General features: G+C 53.0%; 15 protein-coding genes. 5 read left to right on the top strand and 10 right to left on the bottom strand.

Annotated elements, in window-relative coordinates:
• Positions 1-31 precede the first annotated feature (31 nt).
• The 5 genes from G497_RS16735 to G497_RS0104405 all read left to right on the top strand — a co-directional run bounded on the left by G497_RS16735 (position 32) and on the right by G497_RS0104405 (position 4,334).
• Positions 32-1,282, top strand: a complete 1,251-nt coding sequence (locus G497_RS16735) for a bifunctional nucleoside/nucleotide kinase/histidine phosphatase family protein (RefSeq protein WP_051257836.1) — start codon at positions 32-34, stop codon at positions 1,280-1,282.
• Positions 1,257-2,207, top strand: a complete 951-nt coding sequence (cysK, locus tag G497_RS0104420; protein WP_027187241.1) for a cysteine synthase A — start codon at positions 1,257-1,259, stop codon at positions 2,205-2,207. The genes G497_RS16735 and cysK overlap by 26 nt, the downstream gene beginning before the upstream one ends.
• A 56-nt stretch (positions 2,208-2,263) precedes the next feature.
• A complete protein-coding gene (gene epsC / locus G497_RS0104415) occupies positions 2,264-3,226 on the top strand; it encodes a serine O-acetyltransferase EpsC (RefSeq protein ID WP_027187240.1) in 963 nt (320 codons plus the stop codon).
• 107 nt (positions 3,227-3,333) lie between these two features.
• Positions 3,334-3,612 (top strand): hypothetical protein, encoded by a 279-nt coding sequence (locus G497_RS0104410; protein ID WP_027187239.1) that lies wholly within the window; start codon positions 3,334-3,336, stop codon positions 3,610-3,612.
• Positions 3,613-3,701: 89 nt separating this feature from the next.
• Positions 3,702-4,334: a hypothetical protein gene (locus G497_RS0104405; RefSeq protein WP_027187238.1), complete on the top strand. Its 633-nt coding sequence runs from the start codon at positions 3,702-3,704 to the stop codon at positions 4,332-4,334.
• A 143-nt stretch (positions 4,335-4,477) separates the two neighbouring features.
• Here G497_RS0104405 and ilvC read toward each other — a convergent pair whose 3' ends face one another.
• The 10 genes from ilvC to G497_RS0104345 form a co-directional block, all read right to left on the bottom strand.
• The gene (gene ilvC / locus G497_RS0104400; RefSeq protein WP_027187237.1) at positions 4,478-5,470 is read right to left on the bottom strand and encodes a ketol-acid reductoisomerase; all 993 of its coding nucleotides are present in this window, start codon (positions 5,468-5,470) and stop codon (positions 4,478-4,480) included.
• A gap of 227 nt (positions 5,471-5,697) precedes the next feature.
• Positions 5,698-6,195, bottom strand: a complete 498-nt coding sequence (gene ilvN, locus G497_RS0104395) for an acetolactate synthase small subunit (RefSeq protein ID WP_027187236.1) — start codon at positions 6,193-6,195, stop codon at positions 5,698-5,700.
• 162 nt (positions 6,196-6,357) lie between these two features.
• The gene (gene ilvB, locus G497_RS0104390) at positions 6,358-8,052 is read right to left on the bottom strand and encodes a biosynthetic-type acetolactate synthase large subunit (protein ID WP_027187235.1); all 1,695 of its coding nucleotides are present in this window, start codon (positions 8,050-8,052) and stop codon (positions 6,358-6,360) included.
• 17 nt (positions 8,053-8,069) lie between these two features.
• Entirely contained in the window at positions 8,070-8,288 is a 219-nt protein-coding gene (locus G497_RS0104385; RefSeq protein WP_027187234.1) for a hypothetical protein, read from the bottom strand.
• A 77-nt stretch (positions 8,289-8,365) separates the two neighbouring features.
• Positions 8,366-8,665, bottom strand: coding sequence for a DUF167 domain-containing protein (locus G497_RS0104380; protein ID WP_027187233.1), 300 nt, complete (start codon positions 8,663-8,665; stop codon positions 8,366-8,368).
• 3 nt (positions 8,666-8,668) lie between these two features.
• A complete protein-coding gene (locus G497_RS0104375; RefSeq protein WP_027187232.1) occupies positions 8,669-8,974 on the bottom strand; it encodes a YggT family protein in 306 nt (101 codons plus the stop codon).
• Positions 8,975-9,127: 153 nt separating this feature from the next.
• Positions 9,128-9,763, bottom strand: a complete 636-nt coding sequence (locus G497_RS0104370; RefSeq protein ID WP_034636623.1) for an HAD family hydrolase — start codon at positions 9,761-9,763, stop codon at positions 9,128-9,130.
• Positions 9,764-10,174: 411 nt separating this feature from the next.
• Entirely contained in the window at positions 10,175-10,981 is an 807-nt protein-coding gene (locus tag G497_RS0104360; RefSeq protein ID WP_027187229.1) for a hypothetical protein, read from the bottom strand.
• A gap of 344 nt (positions 10,982-11,325) precedes the next feature.
• A complete protein-coding gene (locus G497_RS16730; protein WP_051257835.1) occupies positions 11,326-13,863 on the bottom strand; it encodes a hypothetical protein in 2,538 nt (845 codons plus the stop codon).
• Between the two features lie 265 nt (positions 13,864-14,128).
• Entirely contained in the window at positions 14,129-15,022 is an 894-nt protein-coding gene (locus G497_RS0104345) for a flagellin N-terminal helical domain-containing protein (RefSeq protein ID WP_027187228.1), read from the bottom strand.
• Between the last annotated feature and the right edge of the window lie 539 nt (positions 15,023-15,561).

The following is a 15,561-nucleotide window of genomic DNA, read 5'->3' as shown; positions in this document are numbered from 1 at the left end:
CCATACGGCATGCACCACAAGGAGCGTTCTTATGAGGCGGTTATTTATAGTAATGGTGGGGTTGCCTGCCAGGGGCAAATCAACCCTGGCCCACCGCCTGAAAGAAGGCTTTATTGCGGAAGGCATTGCCACAGAGCTTTTTAATAATGGTGAATTGCGCAGAAAATTTCTAGGGCCGTCTTCTTCCCACCCGGAGTTTTACCGGCCTGACAACGAACTAGGCCGCAAGCAGCGTGAAGATTTGGCCGTTATGAATGCCCTGCACGCTAAAGAGTTCCTGGAATCTGGTGGTGAGGTGGCTATTCTGGATGGCACCAATGTGGGCCGCAAGCGGCGCGATCACCTGTGCGAACTGCTTACGGAAGCCCCGGTGCTATTCATTGAATGTGCCAATAATGATGATGACCTTTTGGCCACCACGGTGCAATGCAAGGCAAGGTTGCCGGAATTTTCGAGCCTTTCCCAGGAAGAAGCGGTGCGGTGCTTTATGCAGCGCATTGAATATTACTCCAGCATCTATTCCCCCCTTTCTTCCGAAGCGCACTACATGCGGGTAGATACATTGCGCAACCAGGTGCTGGCAGAAAATAATGCCGCTGAGCTTCCGTATTACCTGCACATTCGCGACGTGGTGGTTTCAGACCTTGTGCGCGGCATGTACCTTGCCCGGCACGGTGAGAGCGTGTTCAACCTTGAAGGGCGCATTGGGGGTGACCCAAGCCTGACGGAACATGGCATGGAGCAGGCCTACAACCTTGCGGAGCAGTTTCGTGGCAAGCATTTGGCTTATGTGTTTACCTCCAGTCGAAAACGTTCGCTGGAAACGGCTGCCCCGGTGCTGGCCATGCACCCGGAATGTATTCATGTGTGTTTGCCAGAGCTGGACGAAATTGATGCCGGTATTTGCGACAGTATGCGCTATGAAGACATTCGCGAGCAAATGCCCGAGGAATATCTTGCGCGGCACCATGATAAATATCATTATGTGTATCCGCAAGGGGAAGGGTACAGTACCATGTGCGAACGGGTAGAACGGGGCTTGCGAAAGGCTTTGTTTATTTCCGGTGGCAAGCCAGGTATGCTTGTTATTGGGCACCAAGCTGTAAACCGTATGATCCTTTCCTTATTTGTGTTCCGTAATACAAAAGATGTGCCGTATATTTACGTGCCACAAAACCAGTATTATTATATCGAGGCAACCCATAGACGCAAACTGTTTGAACTTGTGCGCTTTATGGCCCCACAAGGAGAAAACCATGACGATAGCGAATTCAGTACTTAACCTTACTGGCAATACCCCCTTGGTTCGGCTAAACGCCATTCCGGCTTCCCTGCCGGAGTGCGGGGCAGAAGTGTTGGCCAAGCTGGAGTTTTATAATCCTTCTTCTTCCGTAAAAGACCGCCTTGCCCTGGCCATGGTTGAGGCCGCGGAGCACGCCGGGCAGCTTGTGCCCCATGCAAACCCACCCCACATGGTGGTGGAACCTACCAGCGGTAACACAGGCATTGGCCTTGCCGTGGTAGCTGCGGTGAAGGGCTACCGACTGGTGCTGACCATGCCGGAAAGCATGAGTGAAGAGCGCAAAGCCATTTTGCGTGGCATGGGGGCAGAACTGGTGCTTACCCCCAAAGCCCACGGTATGACCGGGGCCGTAAATGAAGCCGAGCGCATTGCCGCTGCCAACCCAGGTGCCGTGTTGCTGCAGCAGTTTGCCAACCTTGCAGGCCCGCTGATGCATGAACGCACCACCGGGCAGGAAATTTGGCGTGACACCGGGGGCAAAATTGATATTTTTGTGGCTGGCATTGGTACTGGCGGCACTTTTACCGGGGTTGCCCGGGCGCTTAAGGCCCATAACCCCATGGTGCGCACCTTTGGGGTAGAGCCGGATGAATCGCCAGTACTTTCAGGTGGTTCGGCGCAGCCGCACCCCATTCAGGGCATTGGGGCAGGGTTTGTGCCCCAGGCTTTGGATGTTTCCCTGCTGGATGGCGTTATTCGTGTTTCCGGCCCGCAGGCCGTGCAGGCTGCCCGGCGGCTTATGCGTGAAGAGGGTATTTTCGCGGGCATTTCTGCCGGTGCTGCGGCCCATGCCGCCCTGCATCTTGCCTGCCAGCCGGAAAACAAGGGCAAGCGCATTGTGTTTATAGCGTGCGATACGGCAGAACGCTATCTTTCCACGGCGTTGTTTGCTGCGGCAGAATAAACGGAAGGTAGCCCAAGAACAGCGGCCTGTGGCGTTGCTGTATAAGGAACACAAGCATGAAAGAAATATCACTGCATGAACTGGCGGCCAATGCTACCAGCAGCCGTTTGGTTGCCTCTGTGGCAGAAGCCCTGTGCCGTCCTGCGGCGCATTACTCCATTCCTGTTGCTGGGCAGGGGGCGGTTTCCATGCCTTCCCTTGCAATGCTGCATGAACTTATGGACCGCCTGCGGGCTGCACTGTTTCCAGGCTATTACGGAAGCGGCAGGGTAGTGGGCGATTCCCTGCGTTACCACATGGCGGCAAACCTGGATTCCATTTTTTGCCTGCTGAAAAAGCAAATTCACCGCGGCTACTGCTTTATGTGCGACGACACCAATGTGGAGTGCCAGTGGTGCGAAGATAAAGCCCACGAAGGTGCTTTACGTTTCATGGAACAGTTGCCCGCCATACGCGACCTGTTGGCAAGCGATGTGAAAGCCGCCTATGAAGGTGACCCGGCGGCCAAGTCGCCTGCGGAAACCATTTTTTGTTATCCTTCCATTGCCGCCCTTACCCACCACCGCATTGCCCACGCCCTGTATTCCCTGGAAGTGCCCCTTATTCCCCGCATTATCAGTGAAATGGGCCACGGTAGCACAGGTATTGATATTCACCCCGGTGCCACTATTGGTGAAGAATTTTTCATAGACCACGGCACAGGGGTGGTCATTGGGGAAACCTGTGTGCTGGGCAAGCGTTGCCGCCTGTACCAGGGGGTTACCCTTGGGGCGCTTTCCTTCCAGAAGGATGAGCAAGGTGTATTGGTGAAAGGCCAACCCCGGCACCCCGTGCTGGAAGATGGTGTGACCGTGTATGCTGGTGCTACCATTCTTGGGCGCATAACCATTGGTTCAGGCAGTATCATTGGTGGTAACGTGTGGCTTACCCACGGCGTGCCCCCCCATTCACGCATTGTGCAGCAACGCTCTACCCAGCCTACTGCGGCGGAAGAGATTGTTGGTAAATCACCAAATTAGACTATTTTTCTGGAGCTGGCTTGTTTCCTTGAGGCGTTCTGAATACAGCAGCGTTTCCCAAACAGGCCTGAAAACCTTGCAATACTGCCCTATGGGGTGGAGGATATATGACCAATGCGTATGAGGCCGCTAAGGCAGAACAACGTAAAGCCCTGGAAAGCCTTTCTTATGAAGGGGTACTTGCTGCCTTGGAAAATGAGGAACAGGTTGTTATGGACGCCATGCGCGAACGCGTGCTGGTGTATACCGATAAAGCCGGGCAGGCATTAAGCGAAGGGCAAGACTATTTACCTGTGCTTACCCCTACAGACGATGACTCCATTCTGGATGTGGTGGCCATGGACATTGTGCGAGACGTGTTTGATGAGGAAATGGAAGATTTATAGCCTGAACTTCAACAATTAGTTAATAAAATAGGCCTATTGCCAGTAAATGCTGCTCTGGCTGACCAACTGTAAACACCTAGGAGTGCCTTGTGTCCATGCATCAAGTGGAATTTTTTGTGGAAGTGAGCATTGTGCAGATAGCAGAATCTAACCTGCCAGTAGCGCAAAAGCGGAACCTGGTTTTTAGCCTGCTTGAAATGCAAAGCTTTTGCGATTGCGGGTTTACCAATTTACGTGTGCTGGATTGTCTTGTGGAGTGCGAATATACCGCTATGGTGACCCCCACAGATATGCCAGACTACGAAGAGAATAAAGAGTTTTATGCGACCCTTGCGGATGTTGAAGAGTTTGAGCAAGGCGATGTGTACTTGTGCGAACCCGGCGACGATGTTCCCGAAGAGCTTGTGGGTAAAGTGTGCGTGGATAGCGGTTCGTTTGCCTGGGAAATGTTGGGGGAAGCGGGTATGCTGCATGGGGCTATGGCAGAACCCATTGAACCCCTGGGCGCCCTGGAAACCCTGCTTACCGTTATTCCTATGCTGCCAGTGGAACTGGAGCCCGAGCTTGAGGAAAGCCTGGGCGAAGGCCGCGTTTTGCTGGCCATTTTCACCGGAGCCCTGGACGAAGCAAACGATGAGCAGTTCAAGCAGATTACCGGCATGACCCGGCAAGAGTTCGATGCCCTGGCTGAAGAAGAGCTGGAAAAAGAAATGACGGAATAATTGATTTTTCTTGGGGACAGCGTCCCCCAAAGAAAATTAATTAATTCATTTACCAAAACCCCCGGTGCCTATGGGTACCGGGGGTTTTGTGGTGTGTGCCCTGCCGTTCATGGGAGAAGGGCAGGGCGCGGAAGCTGGTGTTACTACTTCTTTTGCAGCCAGGGCATCATAGCGCGCAGGTTGGCGCCCACTTTTTCAATGGGGTGCTCTGCCTGCAAGCGGCGGGTGGCTTTGAAGCTGGCCATGTTGGCTTTGTTTTCCAGAATGAAGTCACGGGCAAAGCGGCCGCTTTGAATATCGGCCAGCACTTCTTTCATGGCTTTTTTGGTTTCTGCCGTTACCACGCGGGGTCCGGTAACGTAGTCGCCGTATTCTGCTGTGTCGCTAATGGAGTGGCGCATTTTTGCCATGCCGCCTTCATACATCAGGTCTACAATGAGTTTTACTTCGTGCAGGCACTCAAAGTATGCCATTTCAGGGGCATAACCAGCTTCGGTAAGGGTTTCAAAACCGGCCTGAATAAGGGCGCACAAGCCGCCGCACAGCACTGCCTGTTCACCGAAAAGATCGGTTTCTGTTTCTTCACGGAAGGTGGTTTCAATAACGCCGGAACGAGCGCCGCCTACACCTTTGGCATAGGCCAGACCAATTTTCAGGGCGTTGCCGGTGGCATCTTGGTGAATGGCCACCAGGCAGGGCACACCGCTGCCTTCAGTAAAGGTGCGGCGCACCATGTGGCCTGGGCCTTTGGGGGCTACCAGGAACACGTCCACATCTTTCGGGGGCTCAATCTGGCTGAAGTGGATGTTAAAGCCGTGTGCAAACACCAGGCATTTGCCAGCCTTCATGTGGGGCTTGATGTCGTTGTTGTAAACATCGGCCTGGTGCTGGTCTGGCAGCAGAATCATGATGATGTCTGCTTTTTGGGCCGCTTCAGCAGCAGACATGGGTTCAAAACCATGTTCTTTTGCCAGGGCATAGTTGGCGCCACCGGGGCGCTGGCCCACAATCACGTTCACGCCAGAATCGCGCAGGTTCTGGGCATGGGCGTGGCCTTGGCTGCCGTAGCCGATAATGGCCACAACTTTGTTCTTCAAAAGTGCCAAATCAGCGTCTTTGTCGTAGTAAACTTTCATCCTGTCTCCCTAAAAGTTCAAGTGGTTAATTAAGGAAATACGATGTTCTTGTATTTGGTGGGGGCATTGTTTTCTTTTTTCAATGCGAGGCAAGACAAAAGTCTCGCCCCGTTGCAAAAAGAGGCATGCACTGTACCAAACGAAAAACAGGCGTTCCCAAAAACTCGTTACTCAGCCGTAGCCGGGGCAGGGTATACTCTTTGCAACCTGCTGCGGCAACAAAAAAACTATGCTTGCTGGCCGTCGGGCTGCATGCTGCGGCGCATGGCAAGGGTGCCGGTACGGACTATATCTTTAATGCCAAACCGGGCAAGCAAATTGATAATGGCCTGGGTTTTTTCCTGGGTGCCTGTGGCTTCCAGGGTCAGGTCGTTCAGGCTCACGTCTACTACCTTGCAGCGAAAAATGTCTGCAATACGCAGCACTTCACCCCGGCGGGCATCGTCGGCCTGTACTTTAATGAGCATCATTTCACGTTCAACGCAACTGAGTTCTGCAAAGTCCACTACCTTGATGCTGGTAATAAGCTTGCGAAGTTGCTTGATTATTTGTTCAATAATCTGCTCATCGCCAGAAGTGGTAATGGTCATGTGGGAAACGCCAGGGTCAAGGGTTGTGGCCACGTTAAGTGATTCAATGTTAAAGCCACGCCCACTAAAAAGACCTGCCACGCGGGAAAGAACACCCGGTTCGTTTTCTACAAGAACTGAAAGAACATGTCTCATGCGCGTTCCTCGTGTTTCAATATATCTGTGCGGGGAATGAACGGAAAAAATGCTGCTAAGAGCATTGTACAGCTAAAAATGCTCTGCTACTGCTTTGGTGTATCTGCCCAAAGCAGGCGTTTGCTCCATTTTGCAACGGTTACGTTTCAAAATGTATCTGACCTAAGTCAGTAGCATTTCGTCCAGGGCGGCCCCGGCAGGCACCATGGGGTACACTTTTTCTTCCCGGTCAATATGCACATCAATAATGGCAGGGTTGGGTGAAGAAAGCGCCTTGGCAAGGGTTTCCATCAGTTCAGATTCATGGACAATGCGGTACCCTTCAGCACCGTAAGCTTCTGCCAGTTTGACAAAATCTGGCTGGCCAGTCATGCAGGTGGCCATGTAGTTGCCTGCATAAAACAACTCTTGCCATTGGCGCACCATGCCAAGGTTGCAGTTGTTTAAAATAAGCACCTTAACAGGGAGTTTATTTTCAACAATGGTGGCCATTTCCTGAATGTTCATTTGAATGGAGCCATCGCCTGCCACGTTCACTACAAGGGAATCTGGTTTGGCACACTGTGCCCCCATGGCTGCTGGCAGCCCATAACCCATGGTGCCCAGCCCACCAGAGGTAAGCCAGGTGCGCGGTGTGGTAAACTGAAAGAACTGGGCGCTCCACATTTGGTTTTGGCCCACTTCGGTGGCAATAATCGTATTTTCCGGTGCAAGCTGGCTTAATGCCTCAATAACATGCTGCGGCTTGATGTTCCCGTTTTTGCTGTAGGAAAGGGGATATTCCTGGCGGAACATATTCAGGCGGTCCAGCCATTCCTTGTGGTCTGCTGTAAAGTCTGTCGTTTTTGCGCAGGCTTCCAGAACCTGGTACAGTTGTTCCAGGGTCTCACGGCAGTCTGCTACCACAGGCACGTCCACTTTCACGTTTTTACGGATGGAAGTGGGGTCTATGTCCACATGCACAATGTGGGCATTTTTGGCGAAAACGGAGAGCTTGCCAGTTACCCTGTCTGCAAAGCGGGTACCCACAGCAATAATCAGGTCTGTTTCCGTAAGGGCGCGGTTAGCATACACAGCGCCGTGCATGCCCACCATACCCATCCACAAAGGGTGGGTGCAGGGAAAGCCGCTAAGCCCCATGAGGGTGGAAACCACGGGGATGGAAAAACGTTCGGCAATTCTTTTCAGCGCGGGGCCGGCATTGGACCCCACAACCCCGCCGCCCATAAGAATGAGGGGGCGTTTTGCTTCCACCGCCAGCTCTGCCGCACGGCGAAGCTGCACAAGGTTCGGCTTGTAGTTGGGGTTGTAAGAACGCATGCGCACTTCTTCAGGCCACACAAATTCTGTTTTTGCCTGCATAAGGTCTTTGGGCAGGTCAACCAATACAGGGCCAGGCCTGCCTGTGCGGGCAAGGTAAAATGCCTGGCGAATGGTCTGGGCCAGTTTGGTCAGATCTTTTACCAGGTAGTTATGCTTGGTGCAGGGGCGGGTAATGCCTACAATGTCCACTTCCTGGAACGCATCGTTGCCAATAAGCGGGCTGGAAACCTGCCCTGTGAAAATAACCATGGGAATAGAGTCGGCATAAGCAGTGGCAATGCCTGTAACAGCATTGGTTGCACCGGGGCCAGAGGTGACAAGACACACCCCAACCTTGCCAGAGGCACGTGCGTAACCATCCGCTGCATGCACAGCCCCCTGCTCATGCCGCACAAGGATATGCTCCAAAGGAGAATCCGCAAGGGCATCGTAGATATCAATAACAGCGCCTCCAGGGTAGCCAAAAAAAGTGGTTACCCCTTCGCGGTACATGCTCTCCAAAAGGATCTGGGCTCCTGTGAGCTCCTTTGGCATGGTATCCTTCCTATGGGTTATTTATGGGCGCTGATGGCTTCCATCAGCCGGGTTTTTCGGTCCAGTTTTTGTTTCTTCAGCGTGCGTACTTCCTGCTCTTCTTGGGGGTTCAGGTAGCTTTTGCTTTCAAGCAATTGCAACTGTTTGTCAAAAAGGGCGTGTTCATCACGCAGTTGTTTAACTTCAGCGTCGTTCTCAGCCAATTTTTCAACCAGTGTCAATTCATAGGGTTCCATAATAATGCCTCCCTTGTTCGAAAGTGGGGGTCGGAATTATCGCCTCCGGCCTTCATTGCCCTTATACCTATCAGTGTCTAAGGGGTAAGGCAACTCCAATTTGGTGGGGTTTTGGCGCTAATTCGCAGCTTTTTTATCCGGCCTGTGTCACCTTGTTCCAACGTAATGCATGAGGGGCGAAGGTTTAATGTTTTTGCAATAAAAGCCACCAGGGCTTTGTTTGCCTTGTTTTCCACTGCTGGGGCGGCAATGCGCACCCGTAGCCTGCCTTCCATCACCCCGGCACATTCACTTTTTTTTGCTCCTGGCAGTGCACGCACCAAAAGGTACCACTCCTGCGGGGCAATGGGTAAAATCCAGGGGGGAAGTTCTTCCATCGGCTACAAATTAGAGCCAAGTACCAGGCTTCCCACTTCCGGCAACAGCACAGAAGTGACAAAACGGATGGCTACAATAAGGACAATGGGTGCGAAATCCAGACCAGCAAACACCACAAAGGGAAGCTTTTGGCGAATGAACGAGAACGCAGGTTCTGTTACGCGGCGCAAAAAGCGGACAATGGGGTTATAAGGGTCTGGGTTCACAAAGGAAATGAGGCAGGCCACAATGACAACAAAGGTATAGATACCCAGAAGGGTGTTTGTGGTGTCAATAAGGAAAATGATGAGTCGGCTCAGAAAGGACATGGATGCTCCTTGTCAGGTTGGGGCTAAACCCGTTGTGGCAAAGGGTGAATAGACAAATTAAAGACCATGCAACGTTGTGTTTTGCGTGCTTTTAGCGGTTATGTTCCACTCTGCCGGGCAGAGGAAGCAAGGCATCTTGCACCATTGTGCCGTTTACCCCAGGCGCACAGTGACTTGGCTGATGACATCGCTGTAATTGGCCAGGTGCAAGTCTGCTTCCAGTTTGGGGTTGCCAAAGGCCCAAAAAGGAACCCCGGCGGCGTGGGCTGCTTGCTTGTCTACAATAGAATCGCCAATAAAAACTACGTGTTCTGGCTCTGTTCGCCAGTCTTGCAGAATGTGCAGCAAGCCGTCAGGGTTTGGTTTTGGGGCGCTGTTCTGGGCTGTTTTTATGGGCCAGAAAAAATTTTCCAAACTGAAATAATGCAGCAATCCCTCCACCGTATTGGTGCGGTTGGTGAGAATGGCAAGTTGCAATTCATGGCTTTGCAGCAGGTAAAGGGCTTCAATCAGTCCTTCCTGCGGGCTGAGCATAGGAACAATGGAGCGGGCATAGTCAATTTCATTTGCCGCAGCCATGGCCTGGGGCATTAGCTCTGGCGGAATGATGTGGCGGTATGCTTCACCGGCTGAGGCCATGTGGCAAAAATCTTCTTCTGCCAGGCTCATGGGGGGCAAGTTCACGGCGTTGCGAATGGCGTTGTAGTAAGCCATGTTGGAGCGGCGCGAATCAAACAAAACGCCATCAACATCAAATATAATGCCTTTCAGCAAAGCAGGGCGGGTCATGGTATGCACCTTGTTTTCTCAGCCAGAACATGCAGGCAGTTATGCGCTGCATGGCTGGTAACAACCAGCAGTTGCCTGAGAGAGTTTTTTGCGTTGCAATGAACAAATGCGCGCCAGCGCAATCACTGCCCCTAGAGCATTTTACGTTTGAAAAGCTCTATCCATTTGCAGTAAAGCGTGCGAAGGATTTTATTATAACAAATTGTTATAATAAAATAAAACGACACGCTTCGCGGGTGTCCGCGTTGCGTCCACCGAGCAATTTCAAAGTGAACGTGCTCTCATGCATAAAAAAGGCGCTCTTCACAGATGTTATACCTTCCGGGAAGAGTGCTTGTTTGGGCAAGGAACTGATTAATGGCAATTAATGAGCTCCTTGGCTAGTATGGCAAGTTTCTTGATGAAAGGCAATCAAACTGTGAATAGAATCACACGTTTTTCTAACTGCCAGGGGCGGTCAGGAGCAGGGGCCTTTTTTCCCAATAGTTGCCAGAGGGGGGCATGGGCACATCTAAGGCCGGGCATTTCCTGTTGCCAATGGGCAAGGTGTTGCGGCAGTGGGCACGGACCAAAGCGTTCAGCCATGGGCTGGGCTATGCTGGGTTCATGGGTGATGAAAACTGCATCGAGTGGCAGGAAAGCCGCAGCCGCTTCCACCACTGCTTTCCATGCCGCCACTGTGGGGGGCCTGGTGGGGAGTGTGGCGTGTGGCAGTATGGCTGTTGTCTCGGCCAGCAGTTTTTCCTCATGCCCCAGGTTTTTGCGCAGTGAGGCATCTGCCTCGCGTACACACGCCTCCAGGCGTTCCATTTCTATAAAATAATCTTCCAGTTGCCAGGCCAGCAGCAGTACTTTTTGGCAGTCTTTCACTCTCATGTCTGCATTTTCTGCTGTACCCTGGGCAATGGGCACGTTCCCTGAGGCCATAAACGCCTCCAAGGTTCTGTCTTCTTCATAATCATTTGTGTAGGGTGGGGGCATGGCAGCCGCAAAGCGCTGTTCTGCCAAGCCAGCAGCCCCAAGGCCCTGCCCCAGTTCCAGCATTTCTGAAAGCACCAATTTTGCCGTGCGAGGGGGAAACGGAAACTCTTGCCGCAAGGGCTGTAGCGGGAGCGATTCTTCCAGGCCACATGGCAGAAGGGCCGCTGGCAGCAATACGTGCCCTAGGTTCAGGGCGCTATGCAGGCAAGGGAAGGCGTACACATAGGGGGTGGGCATGGTGTTCTCTCAAAAGCTGGTGGTTAGCCTGGGCATTTCTCACGCAGAGTGGTTCTGATGAGTGCTAAGGGGGGCAAGGATGGCGTGTTCCCCTTAGTTGCTGTGCACAGTAAAAACGAAAGCCCGCAAATAACAGTACGCTCTGTGGCAAAATCAAGCGTGTCCGGCTATCTTTTTGCTCTCTGTCAAGCCATGCCATAAAAGAGACGACAAAAAGAGGTGATTGTAAAGGCAAACGACACGTTACGCGGGGCAATTGTGTAACCAAATCAGCCCAATGCTATCTGGCTTTTTAGCCGGATAGCATTGGAGCAAGATACTCATTTCTCGGGTTGGAATACCCGTTAGTCGTCCTTTGATGTGGCGTGCTTAGCCCGGAATTTCACGGCTGGCGGAGTGTCCTGCTGTTTAATAAGCCCTGGTTTGGGGACAGCTTTTTCCGTTTGTACAGGTTCGGCAGGTTGTTCCATTGGGGGCTGTGGTGCCGGAGGTGGCGTTATGTAACGCGGGCCACCAGCCTGTGGTTGCTTGGTTTGCTGGCTGTTGTCCTGGGGGCTTGTGGGAGTTGGCTGCACAGGCCTTGGCCCATTTGTGGGTTGTGGTTCTGTGGCTTTTACGGGAACAGGCTGCCCTTTTGGTTGTACAGAAACGGGCTGGCTTTCCGTAACGGGAGCGGCCTTGGGTACCACGGGGAGTGCCTCGTTTTGCAGGGAAGAAGCGCTTGCTGCTTTACCACCCAGGCGGAAGGAAGCTGCCTGCCATGGGCCAAGGCTCAGGCTGACGCTGCTGCCAGAACCAGAAATGCCTTGGGCATTGCCAAGAAGAAGTGTGGGATTGCCAGCGGAAAGGCCAGGCACGCCCCCAAGGTTCAGGGTTTCCGTTGTGGCCTTACGGGAAAAGTTGACTACCGTAAGGACAAAGCCAGTTTTAGGCAGCTCTGTTACCAGGGCAACAGCCCCTTTGCCGTTTGTTGTTGGCCGTGCCACCAGCCTGCCTTTGGCAATGCCAAGCTCGTTGCGTTTTTGGGTAATGGCACGCAGGGATTTAAGAAAAGACTGTTTTTCCATGACCTGTATGTCTGCCGGGCCATAAAGGCTTGTGGCGCTAGGGAGCCCATAGCGGGTAACCGGGGTGCCAAAAGCAAGGGAGGTAAGGGCATAGCCCCCCCGGTTCAGGGCGGCAACATCGTTTGCCACGCTGGTGCCTTCCAAGGCTTTGGGGTTAAGGGGCAGGGTGCCCACCAGGTCTTGCCCGGAAAGCATGAGCACACCGGGTTGCATGGCTTTAAAGTGAACAAGGGCCAAGTGCCCGCTACGAATGCTTGCCTGCATGGCATCAGTCGGGGCATAGGCCTGTGCCCCAAGAGCCATGGCGGCAATACCGGGTGTGGTGGAATACAGGAAGCCGTTTTTGACTGGAGAGCCAGAAGGACTTGCCGCTGCCTTCATGGAAGCAATAACCTGGCTGCGCAGGGTGGCCGCTTCTGGCAGGGAATATTTTGTGGCAAGAAAGGCAAGATGTGGCAATGTGTAATTGATGCCTTCCTGGGCTGGGGTGGTGTGTACAAAGCGTCGTGTGTCCAGACCAAGGCGCAAGGTTTCATCTGCCATGAACCGCAGCAAGGTGGCGTCGCCAGTGAGCAGGGCATGTTCCGCTGCCGGGCTAAAGGCGCTGTCCAACACATAATCAACCCCACTGCGCATGAAGTCGCGGATATCATACAGGGTCATGTTGTCGTCTTTTAACCAGCTCCACCCACCGTAACGGCGAATTTGGCGGCTCATGGTCTGGGCGGCTGTTAAGGCCGGTTCCACAGAAAAAGCCGCTATGGCATCTGCCGTGCCCAGCATTGGCTCCAGCCCGTGCAAGGCCTCAAAGTTCATGCCAATAAGGGCTTGGCCCTGCATACCCACCTGGCTTACGGCCCCGCCGGAAAGAATGCGAACGGCTGCCTGGGAAGGGTCTTCCCAGTTCAGCACAGGTTGCTGGGGGGTCTGGTAATATCGGTACACCCAGCGGCGGGTGTTGCCGTCTAAACCGCGCACCTTGCCTGTGGCAGCCCAGCCGGTTTTTTGCATAAACAGGGCACTATCGTCGCGCATGGCTTTGGGCAGCAGGCCTTTGTCGCTTAATGCCCGCACAGCCTCTACAGGAAGGGCTTGCACATCAAACTCTTTGGCAGTGTCTGGCAATACTTTCCAGAGGTCTTGGGGAACATCCACCATGCTGTACGCACCAGGATAGTCGCGGTAGCCCCTGGCTGCTAGGAAAAAATCCGGCCCAATGCCAGTGGCGGCAGGAATGAGATCTGACCCCATGAGCATGTTGTTTTGTAGCAGTCCGTTCATAAGGCGTTTATACTGCTGCTCATTGCCTGCTACTTCGGAAAAGTCATACTGTACCGTGTCTTCCCCGGTGCGCACGCCTGGGTAGGTATTGCTCCACATGTCGCCCGCACCGCCAAGGGGGGCCACATACAGGCCTTTGGCTCCCAGTTCACGTAAAATGGAAAAGGTGGTGGTGTTGTCCAGGTGGGCAAGTGTGGAGCGCTGCCCTTCTGCCAGTAATGTAAATGGGTGTACCCGCAGCCATGTTTCTGCAAAGCCCAAAAGTTCATCCGGGCTTCCCTGGCTTGCGGCAGAACGCCAGGCCAGTTCGCTGCCCGAAACAATTTTTGCCATGCCTGCCGAACCTGCAAGCATGGCTCTTTTTTCAAGCTGCTGAATGTAACCAGGGTCTGCACGGGGAATGACAAATTCCTCACGTGCGGAGTCGTTATGATGGGCTTCTTTATCTTTACCTGCTGCAAAGCAGGTGTGGAAGGAGAAGAACAGGCTGGCAACGGAAAGAAGAAATGCGGAAAAAAAACGGGTGCTCGGCATGCAGCGTGCTCCTGTAAGGCGCAAGCATTAAAGGTGGAAATGAATTTTTAGTAATAATATAACCCAACCCAAAGGGGTGGACTGCGGCATTCATGATGTAAGTCATGTTAGCACACTCTTTTCTTGCTGGCAATGCAGCCATTTTTTCTGTGTATACGGAAGAAGAAAGAGGGCTATTTCTAATTGCCCCTGTGGCTAAAAGCACAATACCGGGGGTACTTGCGTACCCCCGGTATATAAGAACCCCCGAATCCAGAAAGAGCTATTAACCTTGAATAAGGTTCATGGCCATACGTGGCAGGGAGTTAGCCTGCGAGAGCATGGCTGTAGCAGCCTGAGACAGAATCTGGTTGCGCACGAATTCGGTCATTTCAGTGGCTACGTCCACGTCAGAGATGCGAGATTCAGCAGCCTGGAGGTTTTCAGCCTGAATTTGCAGGTTGGAAACGGTGTTTTCCAGGCGGTTTTGCATCGCACCCAGGTTGGCGCGGATTTTATCCTTGGAAATGATAGCGTTGTTCAGGCCTACCAGAGCCTTCTGGGCTTGTGCCTGTGTGGAAACGGTGTAGGCATCGTTGGTAGCCAAACCTTGGTTGCCAACGCCAAGGGCGGAAGCGGTGGAGTTGCCGATTTTGATGTAGTAGTAGTCTTCGGCAGAGTCGTTGGCGGTACCGAAGTGGACTTTCAGTTTGCCGGTGGAAACAAGGCCAGTACCGACGTGGACGTCGCCGGAAAGGTTCCCGTTGAGCAGGTGTACACCGTTAAAGTCGGTGGCGTTTGCAATTCGGGTAATTTCCGAAGCCATGGCTTGGTATTCAGATTCAATCATCAAACGCTGATCAGAGTTGTAAGTACCGGTAGCTGCCTGTTCGGCCAGCTCTTTCATACGAATGAGCTTTTCGTCGATAACGCCGAGGGCGCCGTCAGCTGTTTGGATAAGGGAAATAGCGTCGTTGGCGTTACGTACACCCTGGTTCAGGGCTGCAATGTCAGCACGCATCAGTTCGCGAACACCCAGGCCAGCGGCGTCGTCGGAAGCTTGGCCAACACGAAGGCCGGAAGAAAGGCGGCGAACAGAGGTTGCCAGGTTGGTGTAAGAAGAGCTGAGGTTACGAGCGGCGTTCATCGCCATCATATTGTGGTTAATTACCAAAGACATAATATTCCTCCTTGAATATTGCCTTGTGACAGCGGTGCACTATGCGGGGCGCTTCCTTGCGACCCTTCCGCCGGGGGGATGCCAGAAAATTCGGGTTCCCAAAATACTTGCAGTGGCAACGGTGCCGCTTCCTGCGGCATGGCCTTTTTGGCTGTTACGTGCTGCTTACCCCCTTTTATCGGGTTGGGTGGGAAACTCTTTAGGCTCTTTTGGAAAAAAGTGCGTAATTTGTATTTCCCTGGCAACACGCATAAACGTTGCCGCGGCTTGTGTGTTGCACTGCCATGCGACTGTTATTTGCTGCTTGCCTCTCTTTTATCGGGCATGGGGGGAAAGTCTTTAGGCCTTTTTGCAAAAACTGTTTCTTCATTTTGGCCGGGCTGGACAAAAAGCATGGGGTTTGCCATAGTTCCTTTGCGGCGTGTGCTGTTGCCAAGTGGCGTCCTGGTGTTTATTCTGCCCCCTGCGCAGGCAGGGTGTATGCGCTGTTTACGGTCCTTCTCCTTATAATAAGGCGGCTTCCCACAGGGAAGACGCTT

Source organism: Desulfovibrio cuneatus DSM 11391 (genome assembly GCF_000430005.1).
GTDB lineage: Bacteria > Desulfobacterota > Desulfovibrionia > Desulfovibrionales > Desulfovibrionaceae > Frigididesulfovibrio > Frigididesulfovibrio cuneatus.
Note: the sequence above shows the minus strand (reverse complement) of the source record. Positions and strands in the feature narration are given on the sequence as shown.